Here is a 22,006-nt window from a genome sequence, read left to right on the forward strand (position 1 = left end):
GCATCCCGGAGATCATCGGGCCTTCGCCGGGACGGATCGGCTCACCACCATCCCAGCGTCCCGCGTCGGGACGCTCAGCTCCAGGCGTGCCGCGGCGGCGCGACCCCGTTCAGCACGGCGTTGCCCACGTGGAAGGACTTCCAGCGCACGGGATCGTGCAGGGTGTGGGTGCGGGCATTCCGCCAATGCCGGTCGAGGTTGTCCTCCGCCAGGACCGAGCGGGTGCCCGCGAGTTCGTGCAGCTTGTTGGCGGCCGACAGGGCGATCTCCGTGGTCAGCACCTTGGCTTCCGCCACCGCGACCGCGGCCTCGGCGGCCTCCGCCTCGGTCGGATCGTCCAGGATGCCGTCGATCGCTCGGCCCGCCCGGGCCAGCAGGGCCTCGGCGGCCCGCAGCGCGACGACGAGCCGGCCGACCTCGCGGATCGTCAGGACATCCTCGGAGGCCCGCTCCCGCCCGCTGTCGATCCAAGGCCGCGACCGCGTCCGGACGAAGCGGATCGTCTCGTCGAAGGCGCCGCGCGCGATCCCGAGATCGACGGCCGCCTGAATGAACTGCGAGACGGGACCGTTCGAGGACGGCCGCTCCCCGCCCTTCCAGGCCGGGATCACCGCCTCGGGCGCGACCGCAACGCCGCGCAGCGCGACATCGCCGCTCGCCGTGGTGCGCTGGCCGAACCCGGACCAGCTGTCGGTGACCGTCAGGCCCGGGGCGTTGCGATCGACGATCGCGAGATGGACGCGGCCCTCCGCGTCGACCGCCCCGATATGGATGAAGTGCGCGAACAGCGCCCCCGTCGCGTAGAACTTGTCGCCATCGACCACGAAGCCGTCGCCCTGCGGCCGGAGCGTGGTCTCGAAGGCGCCGACATGGCGGCTGTTCTTCTCCGAGAAGGCGTTGCCCAGGCGGTAGCCCTGCAGCACGCGGTCGAACCACAGCCGCTTCTGCGCCTCGGAGCCGGTCACCCGGATCACGTCGAGCGCGGCGAAGTGGTTCTGCGGGATCTGGCCGAGCGACGGATCGGCGGCCGAGATCAGCGCGATGACCTCGCCCAACGTGGCGAAACCGACGCCCGCGCCGCCATAGGCCTTCGGCACCGTGATGCCCCAGAGGCCCGAATTCGAGAAGCGGTCGAGCTCCGCCACCGGCAGGCGCCGATCGCGGTCCCGTTCTGCGGCGCCGGTCGCGAAATCCGCCGCGAGGTCGTGGGCGATCCGCAGCGCCTCCGCCTCCGTGGCGATGCGATGGGCGTGGGGCTTCGGCGCGGATGTCGGCGACGCGGCTGTCGTCATGGCGGCTCCGGTGAGGGCGGGGCGTCGGGACCGTGCCGGAACAGGCCCCGCGGCAGGCTAGCCCGCTCAAGCGACGGCAAGCCGGCCACCAAGTCAACGCCGGCCCAAGATCCGGTCTCTGATCGGAAGATGAATATCCGAACGCGCTGCAACTCTAACGGACGATCGGAGAAAATCGGCATCCTGATTGCGGATGGTTCGGAAAACCGCTTCCATGAAGCCGCGCAAAAAGCCTATTGATCGTTCAGACGACATCAGGACATCTTCCGGAGCCGCTCTGGATCGGCGGCTTTTCGGAAAGCATTCATGGCCGATGCGTTTTCGTCCCTGTCGCGGCGCGGCCTCTTCCATGCGGGAGTAGCCCTCGGGACGGCGGCCCTGTTGCCCGGGGCGGCACAGGCCGCGGAGGCTGCACCGGCCGCCGGCACCCTGTCGCTGAAGGGCAAGACCATCGCGATCAGCGTCGCCGGCACGGACCATTTCTTCGACCTGAAGGCCTATCAGGCGCAGGTCGAGACCGTGAAGGAGCTGGGCGGCACCCCGATCGGCCTCGATGCCGGGCGCAGCGACAAGGCGCTGGTCAGCCAGTTGCAGACGCTGGTGACCCAGAAGCCCGACGCCGTGATCCAGACGCTCGGGACCCTCACGGTGGTCGATCCGTGGCTGAAGAAGCTGCGGCAGGCCGGGATCCCGGTCTTCTCGGTGGACCTGCCCTCGGCCAACGTCATCAACACCGCGACTTCGGATAACTTCTCCCTCGGCGCGCAGCTGGCGTTGCAGCTCGTGTCCGACATCAACGGCCGGGGCAACATCGTCGCCTTCAACGGGTTTTCCGGCGTTCCGGTCTGCGAGATCCGCTACACGCAGCTGCGGACCGTGCTGAAGTATTATCCGGAGGCGAAGATCATCCAGCCCGAGCTGCGGGACGTGATCCCCAACACCGTGCAGGACGCCTACGCGCAGATCACCGCGCTGCTCGCCAAGTATCCCGAGCCGGGCTCGATCGCGGCGATCTGGTCGGCCTGGGACATCCCGCAGCTCGGCGCCACCCAGGCCCTGATCGCGGCCGGGCGGACGGAGATCCGCACCTACGGGGTCGACGGCACGCCGGAGGTGCTGGCGCTGGTCAAGGACCCGAAGGCGCCGGCCGGCGCCGTGGCGGCGCAGCAGCCCTCCGTGATCGGCCGCACGGCGGTGCTCAACGTCGCCCGCTACTTCGCGGGCGAGACGAACCTGCCGTCCCAGACCTTCGTGCCCGCCATCATCGCCAACAAGGCGAATGCCGGCGAGGTGCAGCGGCAGCTCGGGCAGGCCTGAATCGCCCGGCCCGAGACTCGCGCATGACGACCTCCGCCGTGCCGCCGGCCCTCGCGATGCGCGGGCTCGTCGCGACCTTCGGGCCGACCCGGGCGCTCGACGGCGCGTCCCTCACGGTCGCCCCGGGGACGATCCACGGGCTGATCGGCCATAACGGCGCCGGCAAGTCGACGCTCATCAAGGTCCTGGCCGGGCTGGTGACGCCGCAGGCCGGGACCATCGCGCTGGACGGAGCGACGGTCACCGGGATGACGCCGGGGCGCGCCGAGGCGCTCGGCATCGCCTTCATCCACCAGGAGCGGCTGCTGGTGCCGACCGCCACCGTCGGCGAGGCTCTGTTCCTCGGCCGGGAATCGGCGGGCTCCCGCTTCGGGATCCGGCGCGGCAGCCTGCGGCGCCGGGCGGAGGCGGCGCTGGAGCGCGTCTTCGGCGTGACGCTGCCGAAGGGCGCCCTGATCCGCGACCTCTCGACCGCGCAGCAGCAGATCGTGCAGATCACCCGGGCGCTGCTCGCCGATCCGAAGATCCTGGTCTTCGACGAGCCGACGGCGGCGCTCGCCCAGCGCGAGGTGGAGCACCTGTTCGCGGCCATCCGCCGGCTGAAGGCGCAGGGCCTGACCACGCTCTACATTTCCCACTACCTCGCGGAGATCGAGCAGCTCTGCGACACGGTCACGGTGATGCGCAACGGGCGGGACGTCGCCCATGTCGATCCCCGGCAGGTCCCCGAGGGCGGCCTCGCCCAGCTGATGATCGGCCGCCCGGTGACCGAGCTCTACCCGCGCCAGCGCGCTGCGGCCGGTGAACCCGTGCTGGCGCTGGCGGGCGTCGGCGTGGGCCCGGGCGTGCGCGACATCTCCTTCACCCTGCGCCGCGGCGAGGTGCTGGGTCTCACGGGCCTGCTCGGCTCCGGCGCCAAGGACCTCGTCCGGGCGCTGTTCGGCCTCGCGCCGATCACGGCCGGCACCGTGACGGTCGACGGGCAGGCCGCGCGCCTGAAGAATCCCACGGAGGCCGTGCGCCGGGGCATCGCCCTGGTGCCGGAGGATCGGCGCGCGCACGGGGTCGCGCTCGATCTCGGCATCCGCGAGAACCTGACTCTGGCGAGCCTCGGGCGCCTGAGCCGCTGGGGCTGGCTCGACCGGGAAGCGGAGCGGCGCCGGGCGCTGGACCTCATCGGCGAGCTCCAGGTGAAAACCGGCGGGCCGGATGCGCCGGTGCGGACGCTGAGCGGCGGCAACCAGCAGAAGGTGGCACTGGGCAAGTGGCTCGCCCGGGAGGCGCATCTCTACATCCTCGACGAGCCCACGATCGGGGTCGACATCGCCGCCAAGGCCGAGATCTACCGGCTGATCGCCGAGGCCGCGGGGCGCGGGGCCGGCATCCTGCTCCTGTCCGCCGACCCCGACGAGCTGCTCGGCCTGTGCGACCGGATCCTCGTCCTGTTCCGCGGGACGATCGTCGCGGAGCACGAAGCGGCCGGGACCGACGCCGGGACCCTGCTCCAGGCCGCCCTGACCGGTGGTCGCGGCGCCGCTGGAGCTGCCTCGACGGTGCCCGCCCATGCCGCCTAGAGCCGTGCCGGATCGCGTTGCAATCGAGCGCGGCTCTAAGCCTTTGTTCCAACGCGCTCTCTTGCGCCGAACCGGCGTCCGCTTCGGCGGAGAGCGCTCCAGCGCGCTCACGGTTCTCGCCGCGCCTGACCTTGCAGCCCCGCCCGTATCGCGGATCGCCCGGGCGATCCGGGTGACCGCCGGCCTGCGCGGCGCAGGCGGTCTTCTGCTGATCCTGGCCGTGCTGGCGGTCTTCGCCGTGCGGGCGCCGTCCTTCCTGGATCCGGCCAATCTCGGGCTCATCCTGTCCCAATCGGCGGTGCTCGGCATCCTGAGCCTCGGCCTCACCCTGGTCCTGATCACCGGGGGGACGGACGTGATCGCAGGCGGCATCGACCTCTCCCTGGCCGGGACGCTCGGTCTCTCGGCTGCCGTCTTCGCGGGCCTCAATCAGGCGGGCTTCGGCGATCCGGCCTGCGCGGCCGCCGCCCTCGGCACGGGCCTCGCGGTCGGCCTCGTGAATGCCGGTGCGATCCTGCTTCTGCGCATCCCGCCGCTCCTGGCGACGCTCGCGGTGATGAACATCTGCGCCGGGCTCGAGCTGGTCGTGACCGAGAACAGCACGATCCCGGCCGCCTCGCCGCTGATCGACGCGCTGGGCGGCACCGGGCCGCTGGACATCCCGGTCCTGGGCTATCTCCTGCTCGCCCTGGCGCTCGGCCTCGCCGCGCTGCTGCGCGTGACGCCGCTCGGCCTGCGCGCCGAGGCGGTCGGCGGCCATCCGGCGGCGGCCCGGGCGGCCGGCATCGCGACGGGGCGCTACGTCGCCGGCTCCTACATCGCGAGCGGGCTGCTCGGCGGGGTCGCGGGGATCGTGTCGGTGGCCTTCCTCAACGGCGCAACGGGCGGCTCGTCCGAGATGCTGCTGCCCGTGGTGGCGACCGCCTTCCTGGGCTTCATGGTCTCGCGCCGCTTCGTGCCGACGATCACCGGCACGCTGCTGGCAACCCTGTTCCTCGGCAGCCTGACCAACGGCTTCCAGCTGCTGCACGTCTCGACCTACTGGGTGAACGGGATCGAGGGCGCGCTGATCCTCGCGGTGGTCGGGGCCGGGCGCGTTCGGGGGCGCGCCGCATGAGCCGCGCGCAAGCACGGCCGTCCCGATCAATCTCGGCGGCGGAGCTTCTGCGGTTCGGGCTGCCCGCCATGCTGGCCCTGGTGCTCGCCGTCTTCTCCGCCCTGGCGCCGGGCTTTCTCACGGTGGCGAACGTCACCGGCGTGCTGGTCAACAGCGTGGCGCTGAACGCGATCGTGGCGCTGGCCATGACGCTGGCCGTGGCCTCGGGCGGGACCGATCTCTCGGTCGGCACCGCCGTCGATCTCGGCGGCCTCGCCTTCATCGCGGCGGTGAGCGCCGGCCAGCCGGTCGCCCTGGCGGTGTTCTTCGGACTTCTGGCCGGGATCGGCACGGGGCTGTTCAACGCGCTGCTGATCGCCCGGCTCGGGGTCACCCCGTTCCTGGCGACGCTCGGCACCCTGTTCATCGGCCACAGCCTCCAGCAGCTCGCCACCGATGGCGGCAATCCGGTCTACGTGCCGGCTGGCCGGATCACCCCGGCGCTGGCCTTGATCGGGCATGGCAGCTGCCTCGGCATCCCGTTGTCGCTATGGCTGGTGCTGCTGCTCAGCACCGGCATCGGGCTGCTGCTCACGCGGACGCGCTTCGGCCGGGAGGTGCTGGCCGTCGGGATCCAGGCGCCGGCGGCACTCTATTCGGGGCTGCCGGTGCGGCGCATCCTGGCGCTGATCTCCATCGCGAGCGGGACGATCGCGGCGCTCGCCGGGATCCTGCTCTCGGCGCACGTGAACGCCTACGTCCCCTATGCGGGCAACGCCTACCTGCTCGACAGCATCGGCGCCGCCTTCATCGGGACCGCGCTGAGCCGAACCGGGCGCGCCAACGTCCCCGGCACGCTGCTCGGGGTCGCGCTGTTCGGCTTCATGACCAACGGCCTGCTGCTGATCGGCTGGAACTTCTACTGGCAGCAGGTCGGGACCGGCGTGCTGATCCTCTTGACCCTGATCCTGGCCTTCGCGGGCCGGGAACGGGTGGGCTGAGGTGTCGGGAAACGTCGAACCGGCATCGGGCGGGCGCGCGGCGGTGGCGCTGGCGGTACGCGGTCTGACGAAAAGCTTCGGATCGACCCGGGCGCTCGCCGACGTCAGCTTCGATCTCGCCGCGGGCGAGGCGCTGGCGCTGATGGGCGCCAACGGCGCCGGCAAGTCGACCCTGGTGAAGATCCTCTGCGGCGTCCACGGGGCCGATACGGGCTCCATCACGGTCGGCGGGACGGCCGTAACGTTTGCATCGCCGGGACAGGCGCGGGCGCACGGGATCGTCGCCGTGCATCAGTCGGTCGCCGATATCGGCGTCCCGACCCTGTCGGTCGCCGCCAATCTCCTGCTCGACAGCGTCTGCACGGGGCATGCCCCGGTCTGGGTCGGGGGCCGCGGGAGCCGGCGCGCGGCGGCGGCGATCGCGGCCGGCATCGGCCTCGACCTCGACCTGTCCCGCACCCTCGGCACGCTCTCGCTCGCCGAGCGCCAGCTCGTGGCCATCGCCCGCGCGGTGGCGCACGATCCGGCCGTCCTCATCCTCGACGAGCCGACCGCCAGCCTCTCGGCCCCGGAAGCCGAGCGCCTGTTCACAATCCTCGACCGGCTGAAGAGCCGGGACGTCGCGCTTCTCTACATCTCGCACAGGACCGGCGATCTGCGCCGCATCGCCGACCGGATCGTCGTGCTGCGGGACGGGCGGGTCGCGGGGCGGTTCGGGCGCCCGCTGGATCTCGGCGCCGCGCTCCACGCGATGCTCGGCCGCGCGGTCGGGCAGGCAACGCCCCACCGTCCGAGGCCGGAAACCGCGCCGGTCCTGCGCCTGTCCCGAACCCGGCTCGCCCCGGGCGCGACGCCGTTCGATCTCATCGTGCATGCGGGCGAGGTTCTGGCGGTGACCGGACCCGTGGGCGCGGGGAAATCGACGCTCGCCGGCGCGCTCTTCGGACTCTGGCCGCTCGCGGCCGGCGACATGGAATTTGCGGGCCGGCCCTGGCGGCCGCGCTCGCCCCGGGACGCGATCCGGAACGGCGTGTTCCTGGCCGGCGAAGACCGCTGGCGGACCACCTTCTTTCCGGCCACCGTGCCCTTCGCGCACATCGCCGGCACGATCAGCTTTCCCTTCCTCGACCGCTGGAGCCGGACCGGCCTCGTCGCGCGGGCGGCCGAGCGGCGCGCGGCGGCGGCGCGGATCGCCGAATTCGGCATTCGGACGCGCGGCCCCGGGGACCTGCCTTCGGCGCTATCGGGCGGCAACCAGCAGAAGGTCGTCCTGGCGCGCTGGCACGCGGAGCCGGCGCGGCTGCTGCTGCTCGACGAGCCGTTCCAGGGCATCGACGTCGGCGCCCGGGACGACATCGTCCGGGCGATCCGGTCCGCCGCGCGGGAGCGCGCCACGATCGTGTTCGTCAACGATCTCGAAGAGGCCCTCGCGGTCGGCGACCGAGTCGTCTCCATGGCGGAGCATGCCGTGGTCGAAGAGGCCGCCGACTTCGCCGAGCCCGGCACGGCGGCCGCGGGCGACCCTCACCCACTCCGTCCCGCCGAAGCCCCGCCATGCCATCGCCCGCCTCGACCATGACCCTGTCCCCGCGCCGGCTCGCGATCGATTACGGGCTCCTGATCCTGCTCGCCGGACTCGTGGCGGTCTTCGCCGTCGCCGAGCCCGCCTTCCTGCGCGTCAACAACCTGTTCAGTATCCTGCAGGCCGTCGCGATCGTGGCTTTGCTCGGCGTGGGCGTGACCGTCACGATGATCGCGGGCGGGTTCGATCTCTCGGTCGGGGGGCTCGCCGCCTTCGTGCAGATGGCGGCCGCCTACAGCCTCGTGGTGCTCGACGGCTCGACCGGGAGCGCGATCCTGCTCTGCCTCGGGCTCGGAATCCTGGTCGGCCTCGGCAATGCCGTGCTGATCGTCCGCCTCGGCATCCCCGATCTCCTGGCGACGCTCGGGATGCTGTTCCTGCTGGCCGGCCTCCAGCTGGTCCCGACGGGGGGACGCTCGATCGCGCCGGGCCTGATCCTGCTCGACGGATCGACCGCACAGGGCACCTTCACCGACGGCTTCCTGGCGCTCGGCCGGCATCGGGTCTGGGACATCCTGCCGGTCCCGGTTCTGGTCCTCGCCGTCGTGGCGGCCGCGCTCTGGCTCGTGATGGCGTGGACCCGGTTCGGCCGGGTGTTCTACGCAATCGGCGGCAACGAACTCGCGGCCCGGCTCGCCGGAGCGCCAACGCGCCTCTACCGGGTCGCCGCCTACGTCATCTCGGCGACCGTGGCGTCCATCGGCGGCATCCTTCTGGCTGCCCGCATCGGCCGCGGCGACGTCTCGGCCGGCAACGGGCTGATGCTCGACGCCGTCGCGGCGGCTTTGATCGGCCATGCCGTGCTCGGGGCCAACCGGCCGAACATCCTCGGGACGGTCGTGGGAGCCGTCTTCGTGGGCGTCCTGCTCAACGGCCTGACGATGTTGAACGCCCCCTACTACCTCCAGGATCTCGTCAAGGGCGCCGTGCTGATCGGCGCCCTGGCCGTTACCTACGGCCTCGCGCCCAGAAGGGCCTGATGCAACGGGCCTGACCGGCTTCGATCAGCGCGGCTGCGGGATCCAGGGGGCGCTGGCGGCCTCCGAGCGGCCGAAGGCCGGGATCCGGGCGTTCAGGTCCGCCACGGTCCGCACGCCGCCTTCCCGGAGCGCCCCCTGCGTCAGCAGGACCGGCTCGACGGTGATCCGGGTCCCGGCATCCTGGCCGGCCAGCGCGAGCGCCGCCGCCCGGATGGAGACGGCGCCGACTACGGCCGGGTTGGTCGCCACGGTGGCGACCCAGGGACTCCCCGGCTCGGTGATCTCGCCGATATCGGCGGTCGAAATGTCGGCCGAATAGATTTTCACCCGGTCGGCGAGGTTCAGTTCGGTCACCGCGAGCTTCGCACCACGGGCGAACTCGTCATAGGGCGCGAAGATCACCGTGATGCCCGGATTGGCCCGCAAAGCCGCCTTGGCCTGGTCGGCGACCGCGCTCGCTGTCGTGTCGCTGACGACGCCGAAGCGGGCCTTCTCGGCAACGCCCGGATGGGCGGGCTTGAAGGCGGTCCAGACCGCGTCCCGGCGATCGAGCGGCGCGAAGCCGGCGACATAGACATAGGCCGCCTGGAAGCTGGTCCCGTTCTCCTGCACGATCTGGTCCAGCGCCTTCCGGGCGAGCGCCTGATCGCTCTGCTCGACCTGGGGGATCCGGGGATCGTCGAGGTTCACGTCGAAGGCCACGACCTTGATGCCGGCCTCGACGGCCTTCCGGGCGACGTCCTTGAGCGATTCCGGCAGGCCGTGATCGATCACGATCGCCTGGGCGCCCAGCGCGATGGCCTGCTCGACCTGCTCGCGTTCGAGGGCCGCGTCCTGCTTGCCGGGGAGGATCCGCAGATCGATGCCGAGCGCCTTGGCCTGCGCCCGCGCGCCCGCCTCGTAGGCCTGATAGAAATCGCCGGCCGACAGGTATCGGACCAGCGCGACCTTGACGCCGCCGCGGTCGAAGGGCGACGGCGCACCGGCGAGGCCGCCCGCCCAGACGGCCGTCGAGAGGCCGAGCGCCGCGACGGCGGCACGAAGACCGAGACGCATGACCATGGCTTCCCCTGCTCCTAGGATGCCGCGGGCAGCACCCGCCCGATCTTCCACTGGAACGGCGGCTCGGTGCCGTTGACCGCGAAGTCGCCGACGATGCGATCCTTGAAGATCCGCGGGTTGTGCGACGCGATCGTCCGGGCATTGCGCCAGTGCCGGTCGAGCGCGTGGCTCCGGCTCGTGGCGGAGGCGCCGAGCGCATCGAACAGGATCGTGGTCGCCTCCAGCACGAGGCTCGTCAGCACGGTCTGCGCCTGAGCCAGCTCAATCTCCGAGGCCACGTTGACCGCCTGGGCCTCCGCCTCCGGCAGGCCCCCGATCCGGGCCTCGTAGGCCCGCTGCACCGCCTCCGCCGCCTGCCGGTTGAGGGCGCCGGCCGTGTAGGCGAGGGCGTGCACCCGGCCGACGACCTGCAAGACCTGCGGGTCGGCGCTCGGCCGCGGCCCGGAGGCGTGGGAATAGGTGCGCGCCCGCTCGCGCACGGCCCGCGTCACCGCGTCGGCGGCCGCCCGGGCGATGCCGGTGAGCGTCGCGAGATGGACCGCCTGGAAGAAGGCCGTCCCGTAGGGGAAGCGCACAGCCGTGGGCAGCGGCGCGCCGATGGCCGGGGCCTGCGTGAAGGTGGCGGTGCCGCTCGCGGTCAGGCGCTGGCCGAACCCGTCCCAATCGTCCTCGATCGTGACGCCCGGCCCCTTCGCGGCCACCACCACCGAGGTCTCCTCCCCGGCCTCGCCGGTGCCGACCACGTCGATCCAATCGGCGTAGAGCGAGCCGGTGGTGTAGTATTTCCGGCCGGTCAGGCCCCAGCCGTCGCCCTGGCGGTGGATGCGGGTCTCGAACGTGCCGACGACGGCCGAGCCCGTCTCCGACCACGCGCCGCCGAACAGGTCGCCGGCGGCCAGACGCGGGATCCAGTGCCGGCGGCGCGGATCGTCGGGGCTGCCGATCGTATCCTCCGCGAAGCCGAAATGGTTGCGCAGGGCCTGGGGCAGGTTCGAATCGGCCTGGGCCAATTCGGCGAGCAGTTCGAACAGGTCCGGCAGGCTGGCGCCGAGGCCGCCCTCCGCCTCCGGCACCCGCAGGGCGCCGAAGCGGGCCGCCTTCAGCTGCCCGATCGCGTCGTAGGGCAGCATCCGCTCGGTCTCGCGGGCGGCGGCGCCCGCGCGGATCCGGGCGAAGATCGGCCGGAACCGGGCCTCGAGGGCCGCGTAGCGGGGGCTCGGCGGCGCGCCCCGGGCGGCGCGTTCGGGGGGCCAGGATGCGGCCTCCGCGGCCCCGATCGTCTCGGATTCGGCACTCGTGCCCAGGTCGGGCGCTGGCGCGTGGTTCGACAGGGTCATCGGGTTCAGCCCCTTCGATGGATGGGAGATCGGATCGAGGCCGGCGCCGGAGCGCCGGCGGTTCACGTCACTGAAGCGTCCCGGCGCCGCCGAGATACAGCGCGCCGAGGCGGCCGCTCGCGGCGAGCTCGGCACCGGAGCCCGTCGCGACCACGCGCCCGCTCTCCAGCACGACGGCCCGGTGGGCGTGTTCCAGCACGAGGTTGGCGCTCTGCTCGGCCACGAGGACGCTCAGGCCCTCCTCGCGGTTGAGGCGGGCGACGATCGAAAAGATCTCGGCGGCGACGATCGGGGCGAGCCCCATCGAGGGCTCGTCGAGGAGCAGCAGCGTCGGCCGGGTCATCAGCGCCCGGCCGATGGCGACCATCTGCTGCTCCCCGCCCGAGGTCAGCCCGGCCCGGGCGTTGCGGCGCTCCCTGAGGCGGGGGAACCAGCCGTAGATCCGCTCCAGATCCGCCGCGAGCTGCCGCCGGCTCGGTCGTCGGAGATAGCCGCCGGCGAGCAGGTTCTCCTCCACGGTGAGCTGCCCGAAGACGTGCCGGCCCTCCAGCACCTGGACGACGCCCCGGGCCACGAGTTCGGCCGGGTCGAGCCGCCCGGTCGCCGCGCCCTGCCAGCGGATCGCGCCCCGGCGCAGGGCGCCGCGCTCGGCGCCGAGCAGGTTGGAGATCGCCCGGAGCGTCGTGGTCTTGCCGGCGCCATTGGGGCCGACGAGGGCGACAATCTCGCCCCGGTCGACGCGCAGCGACACGTCGTGCAGGGCCAGGATCGCGGCGCCGTAGATTGCCTCGATCGCCTCGACCTCGAGAAACGGATCGGCCATCGCCGTCAGATTCGGCCGACGGAGGTCATTGGGCCGCCGCCTCGGCGGATTCGGCCGCGCGGGGCACGATGCCCTTCTCCCGGGCGTAGGCCTTCGCGCCCGCCTCGATGAGCGGCTTCAGCAGCGCATGATCGGCCTTGATCCAGTCCGTCTGCAGCACCCACCGCGACCCGTCCCAGCTCTGGATGCGGGCCGCGCCGCCGCCCTCGTGGTCGGTGGGCGTGATGGCGATGGGCTGGAGCAGCCCGTCGAACCCGATCTGCTTCAGCCGGGCCGGCTCGATCGTCAGGTGCTCGAAGGCCCAGCGGCCCTCCTCGCCGGTCAGCGGGCGGGCGCCGAAATGCCGATAGCCGGTGCGCAGCGCCTCGACGGCGAGCGCCGCGTTGACGAGGCCGACATTGTAGTTGACCGCGCCGAACAGTTTCGGGTCGCGCAGGTCGGACTTGCCGGTATCGAGGATCGCGGCCTTCAGGCGCTTGTGGATCTCGAAGTCCGATCCGCCGGGATAGGGGGCCAGCGCCGAATAGCCGATCGCCGCGGCGCCGGCCGGAATCACGTCGGATTCCGAGCCCGCCCACACGTCGCCGATGATGCGGTTGGCGGGGAAGCCGAAGCGCTGCGCGGTCTTCAGGGCGACGACGGTCGAGACGCCCCAGGTCCGCAGGAAGATCCAGTCCGGCTTCACCTCGCGGACCTGGCGCCATTGCGGCGACTGCTCGCTGCCCGGATCGGCCACCGGGATCTGGATGTTCTCGAACCCGTACCGTTTCGCCAGCGCGTCGACCGCCGGCTGGCTCGCCCGTCCGTAGGCGCTGTCGTGGTAGACGGTCGCGATCTTCAGGCCTTTCAGCTTGTCGAGACCGCCGACCTTGGAGGCGATGTAGTTGATGCCGGTCGAAGCCTGGCTGTAATAGCTGAACAGCAGCGGGAACGCGTAAGGGAACACCGACCCGTCGACGCTCTCGGTCCTGCCGCCGGCCGGATCGATCAGCGGGATCCTGTCGGCGGCCGCCTTATCGAGCAGCGCGTAGCTCGCCGGCGTCCCGTGGGTGAAGAAGAAGGCGAGCGGCGAGCCGTCCTTGCCCGCCTTGACCCGCTCGTAGACCTCGACCGTCCGGTCGGGGCTCCACTCGGTCTCGAACTCCTCGACCTTGAGCTTGATGCCGTCGATCCCGCCCTCGACCTCGTTTATGTAGCGGAAATAGTCGCGCTCCCCCGCCCACCACAGCTCGCCCGACGAAGCGTAGGCGCCGACCCGGTAGGTCGGGAGCGGGATGTACTGGCCGACCTCCGCGGCGGCGGCGGGCGCGCCGACCCCGAACACGGTGCCCACAAGAAGCGCGGCGAACAGCGATCGTCTCACGGTTTCGTCTCCTGATTGAGATCACGAAGGTTGCGGCGGCGCGGTCGGCCCCCGGACGGCCCGGCGAAGAGGCACGCGAGGAGGCGCGCGAGTCCCTCGGGCTCCTTGATCAGGAACCCGATGATCAGGAGGCCGAAGATCGCCTTCTGGATGTTCTGCCGCAGGCCCTCATCGACGTGGCCGGACAGGAGGTGCTGGAACAGCCAGTCGAGGATCAGGGGCAGCAGGCTGACGAAGGCGGCGCCCAGGAACGCGCCCCGGATGGTTCCGAGGCCGCCGAGGATGATGATGAACAGGATCTGGTAGGACCGCGCGAGGCCGAAGCTCTGGACGCTGGCGGAGCCGAGATAGCAGAAGGCCCAGAGCGCCCCCGCGATGCCGAGGACGAAGCTCGACACGAAGAAGGCCTGGAGCTTGGCGCTCCTTGTCTGCACGCCGACCACGGCGGCGGCCGCATCCATGTCGCGCACCGCCGTCCAGGTGCGGCCGGTCTGGCCGCGGACGAGGTTCGCCGACAGCAGCGTGAGCAGCGCGACCGTGCCGAGCGTCAGCCAGTAGCGCCCGTGGGGGTTCTCGGCCGAAAGACCGAACACCGAGAGGCCGTGCGGCAGGGCGATCGTGGCCGAGGGGTTGCCGTTGTAGAACCACGGCACCTTGAGGAACAGCCATTCGAAGAAGAACTGCGCCGCGAGCGTGCTGACGATCAGGTAGAAGCCCTTGATGCGCCGCGCGGGCAGCCCGAACAGCAGGCCCGCCGCCCCGGCCAGGAGGCCGGCGAGGAGGAGCGCGACGGGCAGCGGCAGCCCCGGCACGCGGAGCTGCAGCGCGTAGGTCGCGTAGGCGCCCACCATCATGAACGCGCCGCTGCCGAGCGAGAGCTGACCCGCGAAGCCGGTGAGCAGGTTGAGCCCGAGCCCGGCCAGCGCCAGGATCAGGAACGGCACGATGATCGCGTTGACCCAGTATTCGCTCGCCAGGAACGGGACCGCGAGCACCAGAGCCGTGACCGCCGCCAGGACGAGGATGCCGGGCGCGATCACCAGGGGCAGGGGCTGCGCGCCGGAGCGCGAAGAGAGGCCGGCCATGGCGTCAGACCCTCTCGATCGGCCGCTCGCCGAGGAGGCCGGCCGGGCGGACGAGGAGGAAAGCCAGGGCGAGCCCGTAGGCGAACCAGGACGTGATGCCGCCGCCCAGGAACGGGCCGACATAGGTTTCGGCCAGGCTCTCGCCGGCCCCCACGACGATGCCGCCCACGATGGCACCCGCGATCGAGGTGAAGCCGCCGATGATCAGGACCGGCAGGGCCTTGAGGACCACGAGCGACAGCGAGAACTGCACGCCCTGGCGGGCGCCCCAGAGCAGCCCGGCCACGAGCCCGACGAGGCCCGCCACCGCCCAGACGATCTGCCAGATGCGGTGGATGTCGATGCCGAGCGACAGCGCGGCCCGGGTGTCGTCGGCGACGCCGCGGAGCTGGATCCCGATGCGCGTGCGGTGGAACAGCAGCGCGAGGGCCACCACGAGCACCACGGCCACGCCGGCCGCGACCAGATCGAACCGGCTGATCATGATGTCGCCGAGGAACAGGGGCAGATCCTCGATGCCGAGATCGAGGGCGCGCACCCTTGATCCCATCAGGCCCTGCGCGACGCCCTCCACGAGGTAGGAGAGCCCGAGCGTCGCCATGAACAGCGTCAGGGGACCGCGGTTGGTCAGCGGCCTGAGCAGGAACCGCTCGATCGCGACGGCGGTGACGATGAGGAGACCGGCCGTGACCGCGAGGGCGGCGGCGATCGGAACGCCGGTCTCCTTCAGGGACACGAATGTGAGGGCGCCGAACAGCAGGAGCGAGCCCTGCGCGTAGTTGAACACGCCCGAGGCCTTGTAGATCAGCACGAAGCCGATCGCGACCAGCGCGTAGAGCGTGCCGGCCAGCACGCCGCCGATCAGGGTTTCGAGGAACAGGCTCATGCGGCCAGCGCCGCGGGGCCGGCGCCGATATAGGCCGCGATAACATCCGGGTCGTTGCGGATGGAGTCAGGCGGCCCGTCGGCGAGCTTGCGCCCGTAATCGAGGACGACGACGTGGTGGGCGAGCCGGAGCACGATCCCGAGATCGTGCTCGATCAGCACGATCGTCAGCGCCAGCTCGCGGTTCAGCCGCTCGATGAGCGCGGCGATCTCGTCCTTCTCGCGCGCGTTCATGCCGGCCAGCGGCTCGTCGAGCAGGAGGAGCGAGGGCTCCGCCACGAGGGCGCGGGCGAGCTCGACCTTCTTCTGGATGCCGTAGGGCAGCGTGCCGACCGCCGTGCCGGCCCGGGATTCGAGGTCGAGGAGGCGCAGCACCGCCCGGGCCCGCTCGCGGAACGCGGCCTCCTGCGCCCGGGCGCGCGGCAGGCGCAGGGCTTCCTCGACCAGTGACGCCCGCGCCCGCCGCGACAGGCCGACGATCACGTTGTCGAGCACGCTCATCCCCGAGAACAGCGCGTTGTTCTGGAAGCTGCGGCCGATGCCGCGCCGCGCCGCCTTCAGCGGCTCCATCCGGTGAAAGCGCTCCCCCTCGAACACGATCGTGCCGGATTGGGGCCGGTACACCCCGTTGAGGATGTTGAGGAGCGAGCTCTTGCCCGCCCCGTTCGGCCCGATCAGCGCGCAGATCTCGCCGCGCCGGACCGAAAAGCTCAGGCCGTTGATCGCCGTGAGCCCCTTGAACGCCAGCGTGACGTCGGTGAGTTCGAGGATCGTGTCGGACACGGGCGGCCTCACTCGGCCGCGGCGGCGGGGCGAAGCGCCGCCTCGCGCGCCTTCACGGCCTCGATATCGCGGAAACCGTGGGCCGGATGGGTCTCCGGCAGGTACGGCCCGCGGCCGAACAGCTTGTCGCGCAGCGTCCCGGGGCGGTAGGTCTTCGGATAGACGCCCCGCCGCTGGAGTTCGGGAACCAGCAGGTTCACGGCATCCTCGAAGCTCTCCGGCGTGACCGCGTAGGCGAGGTTGAAGCCGTCGACATCGGTCTCGGCGACCCACTCTTCCAGGATGTCGGCCACGGTCGTGGGCGAGCCGACGAAGACCGGGCCGAGGCCGCCGATCCCGCCCCAGCGGGCGAGTTCCGCGATCGACCAGGGCGTCTCGGGCGCCGCGAAATGCTCGACCATCGACACGATGGCGTTGGTCTCGACCTTCCGGACGAGGTCGGTCGGCGCGTACTGGCCGAAATCGATCCCGCTCCAGCCCGACAGCAGCACCAGCGCGCCGTCATAGGAGGCGTAGGACTGGTATTCTTCGAACTTCTTCTGCGCGGCCGCGTCGGTCTCGGCGACGATGATCGTGGTGAGGTTGTAGACCAGCACGTCCCGGGGCGCGCGGCCGGCGGCCTGGGCCTGCGCGCGCACGTCGGCCACGTAGGCCTTGAGCATGGCTTTCAGCGGCGCGGCGACGAACACGCACTCGGCATGGGCGGCCGCGAAGGCCTTGCCGGGCCCCGAGGCGCCGGCCTGATACAGCACCGGCGTGCGCTGCGGCGAGGGCTCGCACAGATGGTAGCCCGGCACGGTGAAGTGCCGCCCGCGATGCCCGATCTCGTGGACCTTGGCCGGGTCGGTGAAGATCCGCCGGTCCCGGTCGCGCAGGACCGCGCCCGCCTCCCAGCTGCCCTCGAACAGCTTGTAGAGCACCTCGACATATTCGGCCGCGACCTCGTAGCGGTTGTCGTGGCGCTTCAGGCCCTCCTGGCCGAGATTCTTCGCGCCGCTCTCCAGATACGAGGTGACGATGTTCCAGCCGACCCGGCCCTTGGTGTGATGGTCGGCGGTCGAGAGGCGCCGGGCGAAGGTGTAGGGGTGCTCGAACGAGGTCGAGGCCGTGATGCCGATGCCGAGATGCTCGGTGGCCAGCGCGATCGGCGCGGCGAGCTGGAGCGGATCGTTGACCGGGATCTGCGTCGCCTGATGCAGGGCGTGCCAGTTCGAACCCTTGTAGACGTCGTAATAGCCGACGACGTCGGCGATGAAGATCCCGTCGAAGATCCCGCGCTCCAGCGTCCGGGCGAGATCCTGCCAGTATTCGAGATCCTTGTATTGCCACGACCGGTCGCGCGGATGAGCCCACAGGCCCGGCGATTGGTGGCCGACGCAGTTCATGTCGAAGGCGTTGAAGCGGATGGTGCGCGACATGCGGGCGTCGTACCTCTATGAGCCTGTGCCTCGAACGAGCATGTCCAGCGGCCCGAATAGGGCACGACATGAACACGACAGCGTTGATCTGAAATATCGTCAGAGATATCTTGTTGCCGTGATTTTGACTTGAAACACAAATGCCTTGTTTGTTGTTGTTTGAAGATTATTCATTTCATCGATAGAACGATTCGGTGCATTATTTGTGTATATAGCGGCATGTCTGAAAATCTAATGTCGATTGTTCATGCGAGCATATCCATATACAGTCTTTCGTCAATGAACAATTTTACCTTATTGTCACAGATCGAAAGCATGAAATTCCACGCGCTGGACTCGAAGTAGTTCGGACCGCCTCTCGTAAGACATCCTGTCGGTCTCGGATTCGTGGCTGACCGCGAGGCTGTCACGCCACTCCCGATCGCCTACGGCATCCCCGGGACGATCAAGCGCGGCGGCGCGATCATCAACCTCTCCTCGGCGCAGGGCCATGCCTGCCAGCAAGGGCGCGATCCACGCCCTGACCCGCGCCGCCCTGACCCGCGCCATGGCGCTGGACGACGCCGCCGCCGGAATCCGGGTGAACGCGGTCTCGCCGGGTGTCGCGGGCCCCTCGTCAGGAGCATGCGTCGGCGCCGGCCGAGGCGGAGATGAACATCCTGGCTTGTCGACCCCCTGCCGTGAACCGTCCGGCCCGGCTATGGGCCGGCTTCCGAAGACCGTTCGGCCGAAGCTGCGGTCTGCAGGGTCCGGGTTGGACGTTCGGTGGCCGACGCGTTTGACGCTGGCGAGGATATCGTCGGCCGACTTGGTCCGGACGAACGGGTTCGGCTGGGGGGGGGGCCGGCTCGGCGAAGGCGGCGCGTTCAAAACCAGGGCCTGGGGCCGTTCCCCCCTGCAATGCAATCGGGATCGGCTCGCGGCGGAGCCGCATGTCGACGGACAGCCGTCTGTCGGGACGGGCGGCCGATCGCGGCCTATGCTCCCCGGCGTCGCGGCGCGCGGGAGCCCCATGTTCGATCTCAGCCAGCTCCGGTGCTTCGCGGCGGTCGCGGAGGCGTTGCATTTCGGGCGCGCCGCCGCCCGCCTGAACATGACGCAGCCGCCGCTGTCGCGGCAGATCCAGGTGCTGGAACGCATCCTCGACGTGCAGCTTCTGGAGCGCACCAGCCGCTCCGTCCGCCTGACCGCGGCCGGGCGCAGCTTCCTGCCGGAGGCCCAGCGCATCCTCCGGCTCGCCGAGAGCGCGACCCACGTGACCCGGCAGGTCGCGGCGGGGCGCGGCGGCATCCTGAAGCTCGGCTTCACGGCGGCCTCGGCCTACGACTTCCTGCCGCGCCTCGTCATCGCACTGCGCCGCGCCCTGCCGGACGTCACCCTCGCGCTGCGCGAGATGGTGAGCCGGGATCAGATCGAGGCGCTGCGCGCCGGCAGCCTCGACGCCGCCCTGGTGCGGCCGCCCGTGACGCATCCGGACCTGTGCGCCGTCCGGGCGCTCGCCGAGCCCCTCGTGGTCGCGCTGCCGGCGGCCAATCCCCTGGCCCGGCGCGACCGCCTCGGGCCCGGCGACCTCGGCGGCGAAGCCCTCATCGCCTACGCACCGAACGAGGCCCGCTACTTCCACGATCTCGTCCTCGGCCTGCTCACCGAGGCGGGGATCCAGCCGCCGATCGTCCAGCAGCTCACGCAGATCCACGCGATCCTGGCCCTCGTCCGGGCCGGGTTGGGAAGCGCCCTGGTCCCGGCCGCGGCCGAGCGCCTGCGGTTCGAGGGCGTGGTGTTCCGCCCGCTCGCGTTACCCGCGCCGCGGCCGGTCGAGCTGCACCTGGCTTGGCGGCGCGACGCGGACGATCCCCTGATCGCGCAACTGCGCGCAATCCTGCCGGACCTGCCACCCAGCTGAGGCACACCGGCCGATCGATGCAGCACGCGCATCGATCGATCCAGACTTTGGCTTTGACCTTGCGGTCAAAGGCTGCGCGTGATGGCGCGGACGGCGCGCAGACGCCCGGAGCCGCAGGGAAGGATTCGCGATGGACAGCCTGACCAACCGCTTCAAGGCCGCCCTCGCCGAGGGACGCCAGCAGATCGGCCTGTGGTGCAGCCTCGCGAGCCCGATCTCGACCGAGATCGTCGCCGGGGCCGGGTTCGACTGGCTGCTCCTCGACATGGAGCACTCGGCCAACGACCTGCGGGACATCTACTTCCAGCTTCAGGCGATGATGGAGAACGCCACCAACCCGGTGGTGCGGGTCCCGAGCGACGATCCGATCACCATCAAGCGCATCCTGGATGCCGGCGCGCAGTCGCTGATGATCCCCAATATCGACGATGCCGCGCAGGCCGAGCGGGTGGTCGCGGCGACCCGCTACGCCCCCCGGGGCATCCGCGGCTTCTCGCAGGCCCCCCGGGCCGCCCGGTTCGGCCGCATCCCCGACTACCACACACGCTGCGAGTCCGAGATCTACGTGATCGTGCAGGTCGAGTCGCGCCGCGCCCTGGACAATCTCGACGCGATCGCCGCGGTCGAGGGCGTGGACGGCGTGTTCATCGGGCCCGGCGATCTCTCCACCAGCCTCGGCTATCTCGGCCAGCAGGGCCATCCGGAGGTGGTCCGCACCATCGAGGAGGCCGTGGGCCGGATCGTGAGAGCCGGCAAGCATGCCGGCATCCTCACGCCGAGCGAGGAACTGGCCAAGCGCTACATCGCGGCCGGCACCCGGTTCACCGCCGTCGGCTCGGATCTGGGCCTGCTCGCCCGCAACGCCGAGGCGCTGGCCGGGCGCTTCCGCTCCGCGACCTGAAGGGGACGCCGATGCAGGCCGAGATCGAAGCCCCGACCCGCCCCCGGGCATCCGGCGACGTGCCGCGCACGATCCGCCTGAGCGACCACGACAACGTCGCCATCGTGGTCAACGCCTTCGGCTTGCCGGCCGGCACGGTGTTTCCGGACGGGCTGGAACTCGTCGAGTTCGTGCCCCAGGGCCACAAGGTGGCGCTCGCCGACATCCCGGAGGGCGGCGCGGTCCGCCGCTACGGCGAGGTGGTGGGCATCGCGACGCAACCGATCCCGCGCGGCGCCTGGGTCGAGGAATCCCGGGTCGCGACGCCGGTCGCCCCCGCCCTCGACGCCCTGGAACGCGCCACCCGGGTGCCGGCCCCCCTGCCCCCGCTGGAGGGCTACACCTTCGAGGGCTACCGCAATCCGGACGGGTCGGTCGGCACCAAGAACATCCTGGCGATCTCGATCAGCGTGCAATGCGTCGCCGGCACCCTCGACGTGGCGATACGGCGAATCAAGCAGGAGCTGCTGCCGCGCTACCCCAACGTCGACGACGTGGTCGGCCTGACCCACGCCTATGGCTGCGGCGTCGCCATCAACGCCCCGGAGGCGGTGGTGCCGATCCGGACGCTCCAGAGCCTCGCGCAGAACCCGAATTTCGGCGGCGAAGTCATGGTCGTCGGCCTCGGCTGCGAGAAGCTGGTCTCGGAGCGCCTGCTGCCGGATGCGGGCGCGGCCGGCGACGGGGTGGTGCGGCTGCAGGACGAGCGTCACCGCGGCTTCTCCGCGATGATCGACAGCATCCTGGCGATGGCCGAGGCCCGCCTGGAGGTGCTGAACCGGCGGACCCGCGAGACCTGCCCGGCCTCCGATCTGGTGGTCGGCCTGCAATGCGGCGGCAGCGATGCCTTCTCGGGGGTGACCGCCAACCCGGCGCTGGGCTTCGCGGCCGACCTGCTGGTCCGCTGCGGCGCCACCGTGATGTTCTCGGAGGTGACGGAGGTGCGCGACGCGATCCACCTCCTCACCCCGCGCGCCAGGACCCCGGAGGTCGCCGAGGCCCTGATCCGCGAGATGGCGTGGTACGATGCCTACCTCGCCAAGGGCGAGGCCGACCGCCGGGCCAACCCCTCGCCGGGCAACAAGAAGGGCGGCCTCAACAACATCGTCGAGAAGGCCCTGGGCTCGGTCGCCAAGTCCGGCACGAGCGCGATCTCCGGCGTGCTGGCCCCGGGCGAGCGGGTGCGCGAGAAGGGCCTGATCTTCGCCGCGACCCCGGCGAGCGACTTCGTCTGCGGCACGCTTCAGCTCGCCTCGGGGATCACGCTTCAGGTCTTCTCCACCGGCCGCGGCACGCCCTACGGGCTGGCCCAAGCGCCGGTGATCAAGGTCGCCACCCGGACGGAACTCGCCGAGCGCTGGTCCGACCTGATCGACCTCGATGCCGGCCGGATCGCCACCGGCGAAGCGACCATCGAGCAGGTCGGGTGGGAGCTGTTCCATCTGATCCTCGACGTGGCGAGCGGGCGCAAGCGCCCCTGGTCGGACCAGTGGGGCCTGTTCAACGACCTGACCCTGTTCAACCCGGCGCCGATCACCTGAGACGCGCGCGCAGGGGCCCCGCGG

Annotated in this window: 18 protein-coding genes; 9 read left to right on the forward strand and 9 right to left on the reverse strand. The window is 71.0% G+C overall.

Translation table 11 applies throughout. The features are described from left to right. Positions 1–74 precede the first annotated feature (74 nt). Positions 75–1,292, reverse strand: a complete 1,218-nt coding sequence (locus tag FVE89_RS27950; RefSeq protein WP_161393422.1) for an SfnB family sulfur acquisition oxidoreductase — start codon at positions 1,290–1,292, stop codon at positions 75–77. 306 nt (positions 1,293–1,598) lie between these two features. Here FVE89_RS27950 and FVE89_RS27955 point away from each other — a divergent pair, with 306 nt between their 5' ends. The 6 genes from FVE89_RS27955 (at position 1,599) to FVE89_RS27980 (ending at position 8,842) form a co-directional block, all read left to right on the forward strand. Continuing rightward, positions 1,599–2,609 carry a sugar ABC transporter substrate-binding protein gene (locus tag FVE89_RS27955; protein ID WP_161393423.1) on the forward strand — a complete coding sequence of 337 codons (1,011 nt, stop codon included), beginning with the start codon at positions 1,599–1,601 and terminating at the stop codon, positions 2,607–2,609. Positions 2,610–2,632: 23 nt separating this feature from the next. Then, positions 2,633–4,183 (forward strand): sugar ABC transporter ATP-binding protein, encoded by a 1,551-nt coding sequence (locus FVE89_RS27960; RefSeq protein ID WP_161393424.1) that lies wholly within the window; start codon positions 2,633–2,635, stop codon positions 4,181–4,183. A 61-nt stretch (positions 4,184–4,244) separates the two neighbouring features. Then, positions 4,245–5,300, forward strand: a complete 1,056-nt coding sequence (locus tag FVE89_RS27965) for an ABC transporter permease (RefSeq protein WP_246731217.1) — start codon at positions 4,245–4,247, stop codon at positions 5,298–5,300. Next, positions 5,297–6,280, forward strand: coding sequence for an ABC transporter permease (locus tag FVE89_RS27970; protein ID WP_161393426.1), 984 nt, complete (start codon positions 5,297–5,299; stop codon positions 6,278–6,280). The genes FVE89_RS27965 and FVE89_RS27970 overlap by 4 nt, the downstream gene beginning before the upstream one ends. A gap of 1 nt (position 6,281) precedes the next feature. After that, a complete protein-coding gene (locus FVE89_RS27975) occupies positions 6,282–7,859 on the forward strand; it encodes a sugar ABC transporter ATP-binding protein (protein WP_161393427.1) in 1,578 nt (525 codons plus the stop codon). Further along, positions 7,835–8,842: an ABC transporter permease gene (locus FVE89_RS27980; protein ID WP_161393428.1), complete on the forward strand. Its 1,008-nt coding sequence runs from the start codon at positions 7,835–7,837 to the stop codon at positions 8,840–8,842. Before FVE89_RS27975 ends, FVE89_RS27980 begins: the two co-directional genes overlap by 25 nt. 24 nt (positions 8,843–8,866) lie before the next feature. Here FVE89_RS27980 and FVE89_RS27985 read toward each other — a convergent pair whose 3' ends face one another. From FVE89_RS27985 to FVE89_RS28020, 8 genes are read right to left on the reverse strand one after another with little or no spacing between them, the layout of a single operon-like run. Next, entirely contained in the window at positions 8,867–9,898 is a 1,032-nt protein-coding gene (locus FVE89_RS27985; protein ID WP_246731221.1) for a substrate-binding domain-containing protein, read from the reverse strand. Positions 9,899–9,918: 20 nt separating this feature from the next. Further along, positions 9,919–11,307: an acyl-CoA dehydrogenase family protein gene (locus tag FVE89_RS27990; protein ID WP_342389990.1), complete on the reverse strand. Its 1,389-nt coding sequence runs from the start codon at positions 11,305–11,307 to the stop codon at positions 9,919–9,921. A gap of 1 nt (position 11,308) precedes the next feature. Then, positions 11,309–12,064 carry an ABC transporter ATP-binding protein gene (locus FVE89_RS27995; protein ID WP_161393430.1) on the reverse strand — a complete coding sequence of 252 codons (756 nt, stop codon included), beginning with the start codon at positions 12,062–12,064 and terminating at the stop codon, positions 11,309–11,311. A gap of 25 nt (positions 12,065–12,089) precedes the next feature. Beyond that, the gene (locus FVE89_RS28000; RefSeq protein ID WP_161393431.1) at positions 12,090–13,427 is read right to left on the reverse strand and encodes an ABC transporter substrate-binding protein; all 1,338 of its coding nucleotides are present in this window, start codon (positions 13,425–13,427) and stop codon (positions 12,090–12,092) included. Then, a complete protein-coding gene (locus FVE89_RS28005) occupies positions 13,424–14,512 on the reverse strand; it encodes a branched-chain amino acid ABC transporter permease (protein WP_161393432.1) in 1,089 nt (362 codons plus the stop codon). The genes FVE89_RS28000 and FVE89_RS28005 overlap by 4 nt, the downstream gene beginning before the upstream one ends. A 4-nt stretch (positions 14,513–14,516) precedes the next feature. After that, positions 14,517–15,398 (reverse strand): branched-chain amino acid ABC transporter permease, encoded by an 882-nt coding sequence (locus tag FVE89_RS28010; protein WP_161393433.1) that lies wholly within the window; start codon positions 15,396–15,398, stop codon positions 14,517–14,519. Next, entirely contained in the window at positions 15,395–16,180 is a 786-nt protein-coding gene (locus tag FVE89_RS28015) for an ABC transporter ATP-binding protein (protein ID WP_161393434.1), read from the reverse strand. Before FVE89_RS28015 ends, FVE89_RS28010 begins: the two co-directional genes overlap by 4 nt. 8 nt (positions 16,181–16,188) lie before the next feature. After that, complete coding sequence (locus FVE89_RS28020; protein WP_161393435.1) at positions 16,189–17,598, reverse strand: LLM class flavin-dependent oxidoreductase; 1,410 nt, start codon at positions 17,596–17,598, stop codon at positions 16,189–16,191. A gap of 1,012 nt (positions 17,599–18,610) precedes the next feature. Between FVE89_RS28020 and FVE89_RS28025 the strand changes: the two genes are divergently transcribed. The 3 genes from FVE89_RS28025 to garD all read left to right on the forward strand — a co-directional run bounded on the left by FVE89_RS28025 (position 18,611) and on the right by garD (position 21,982). After that, positions 18,611–19,501 (forward strand): LysR substrate-binding domain-containing protein, encoded by an 891-nt coding sequence (locus FVE89_RS28025; RefSeq protein WP_161393436.1) that lies wholly within the window; start codon positions 18,611–18,613, stop codon positions 19,499–19,501. Positions 19,502–19,631: 130 nt separating this feature from the next. Then, the gene (locus FVE89_RS28030) at positions 19,632–20,402 is read left to right on the forward strand and encodes an HpcH/HpaI aldolase/citrate lyase family protein (protein WP_161393437.1); all 771 of its coding nucleotides are present in this window, start codon (positions 19,632–19,634) and stop codon (positions 20,400–20,402) included. Positions 20,403–20,413: 11 nt separating this feature from the next. Further along, on the forward strand, positions 20,414–21,982 hold the full coding sequence (gene garD, locus FVE89_RS28035) for a galactarate dehydratase (RefSeq protein WP_161393438.1): 1,569 nt from the start codon (positions 20,414–20,416) through the stop codon (positions 21,980–21,982). Positions 21,983–22,006 lie beyond the last annotated feature (24 nt).

Origin of the sequence: Methylobacterium sp. 2A (assembly GCF_009806555.1) — a bacterium.
GTDB lineage: Bacteria > Pseudomonadota > Alphaproteobacteria > Rhizobiales > Beijerinckiaceae > Methylobacterium.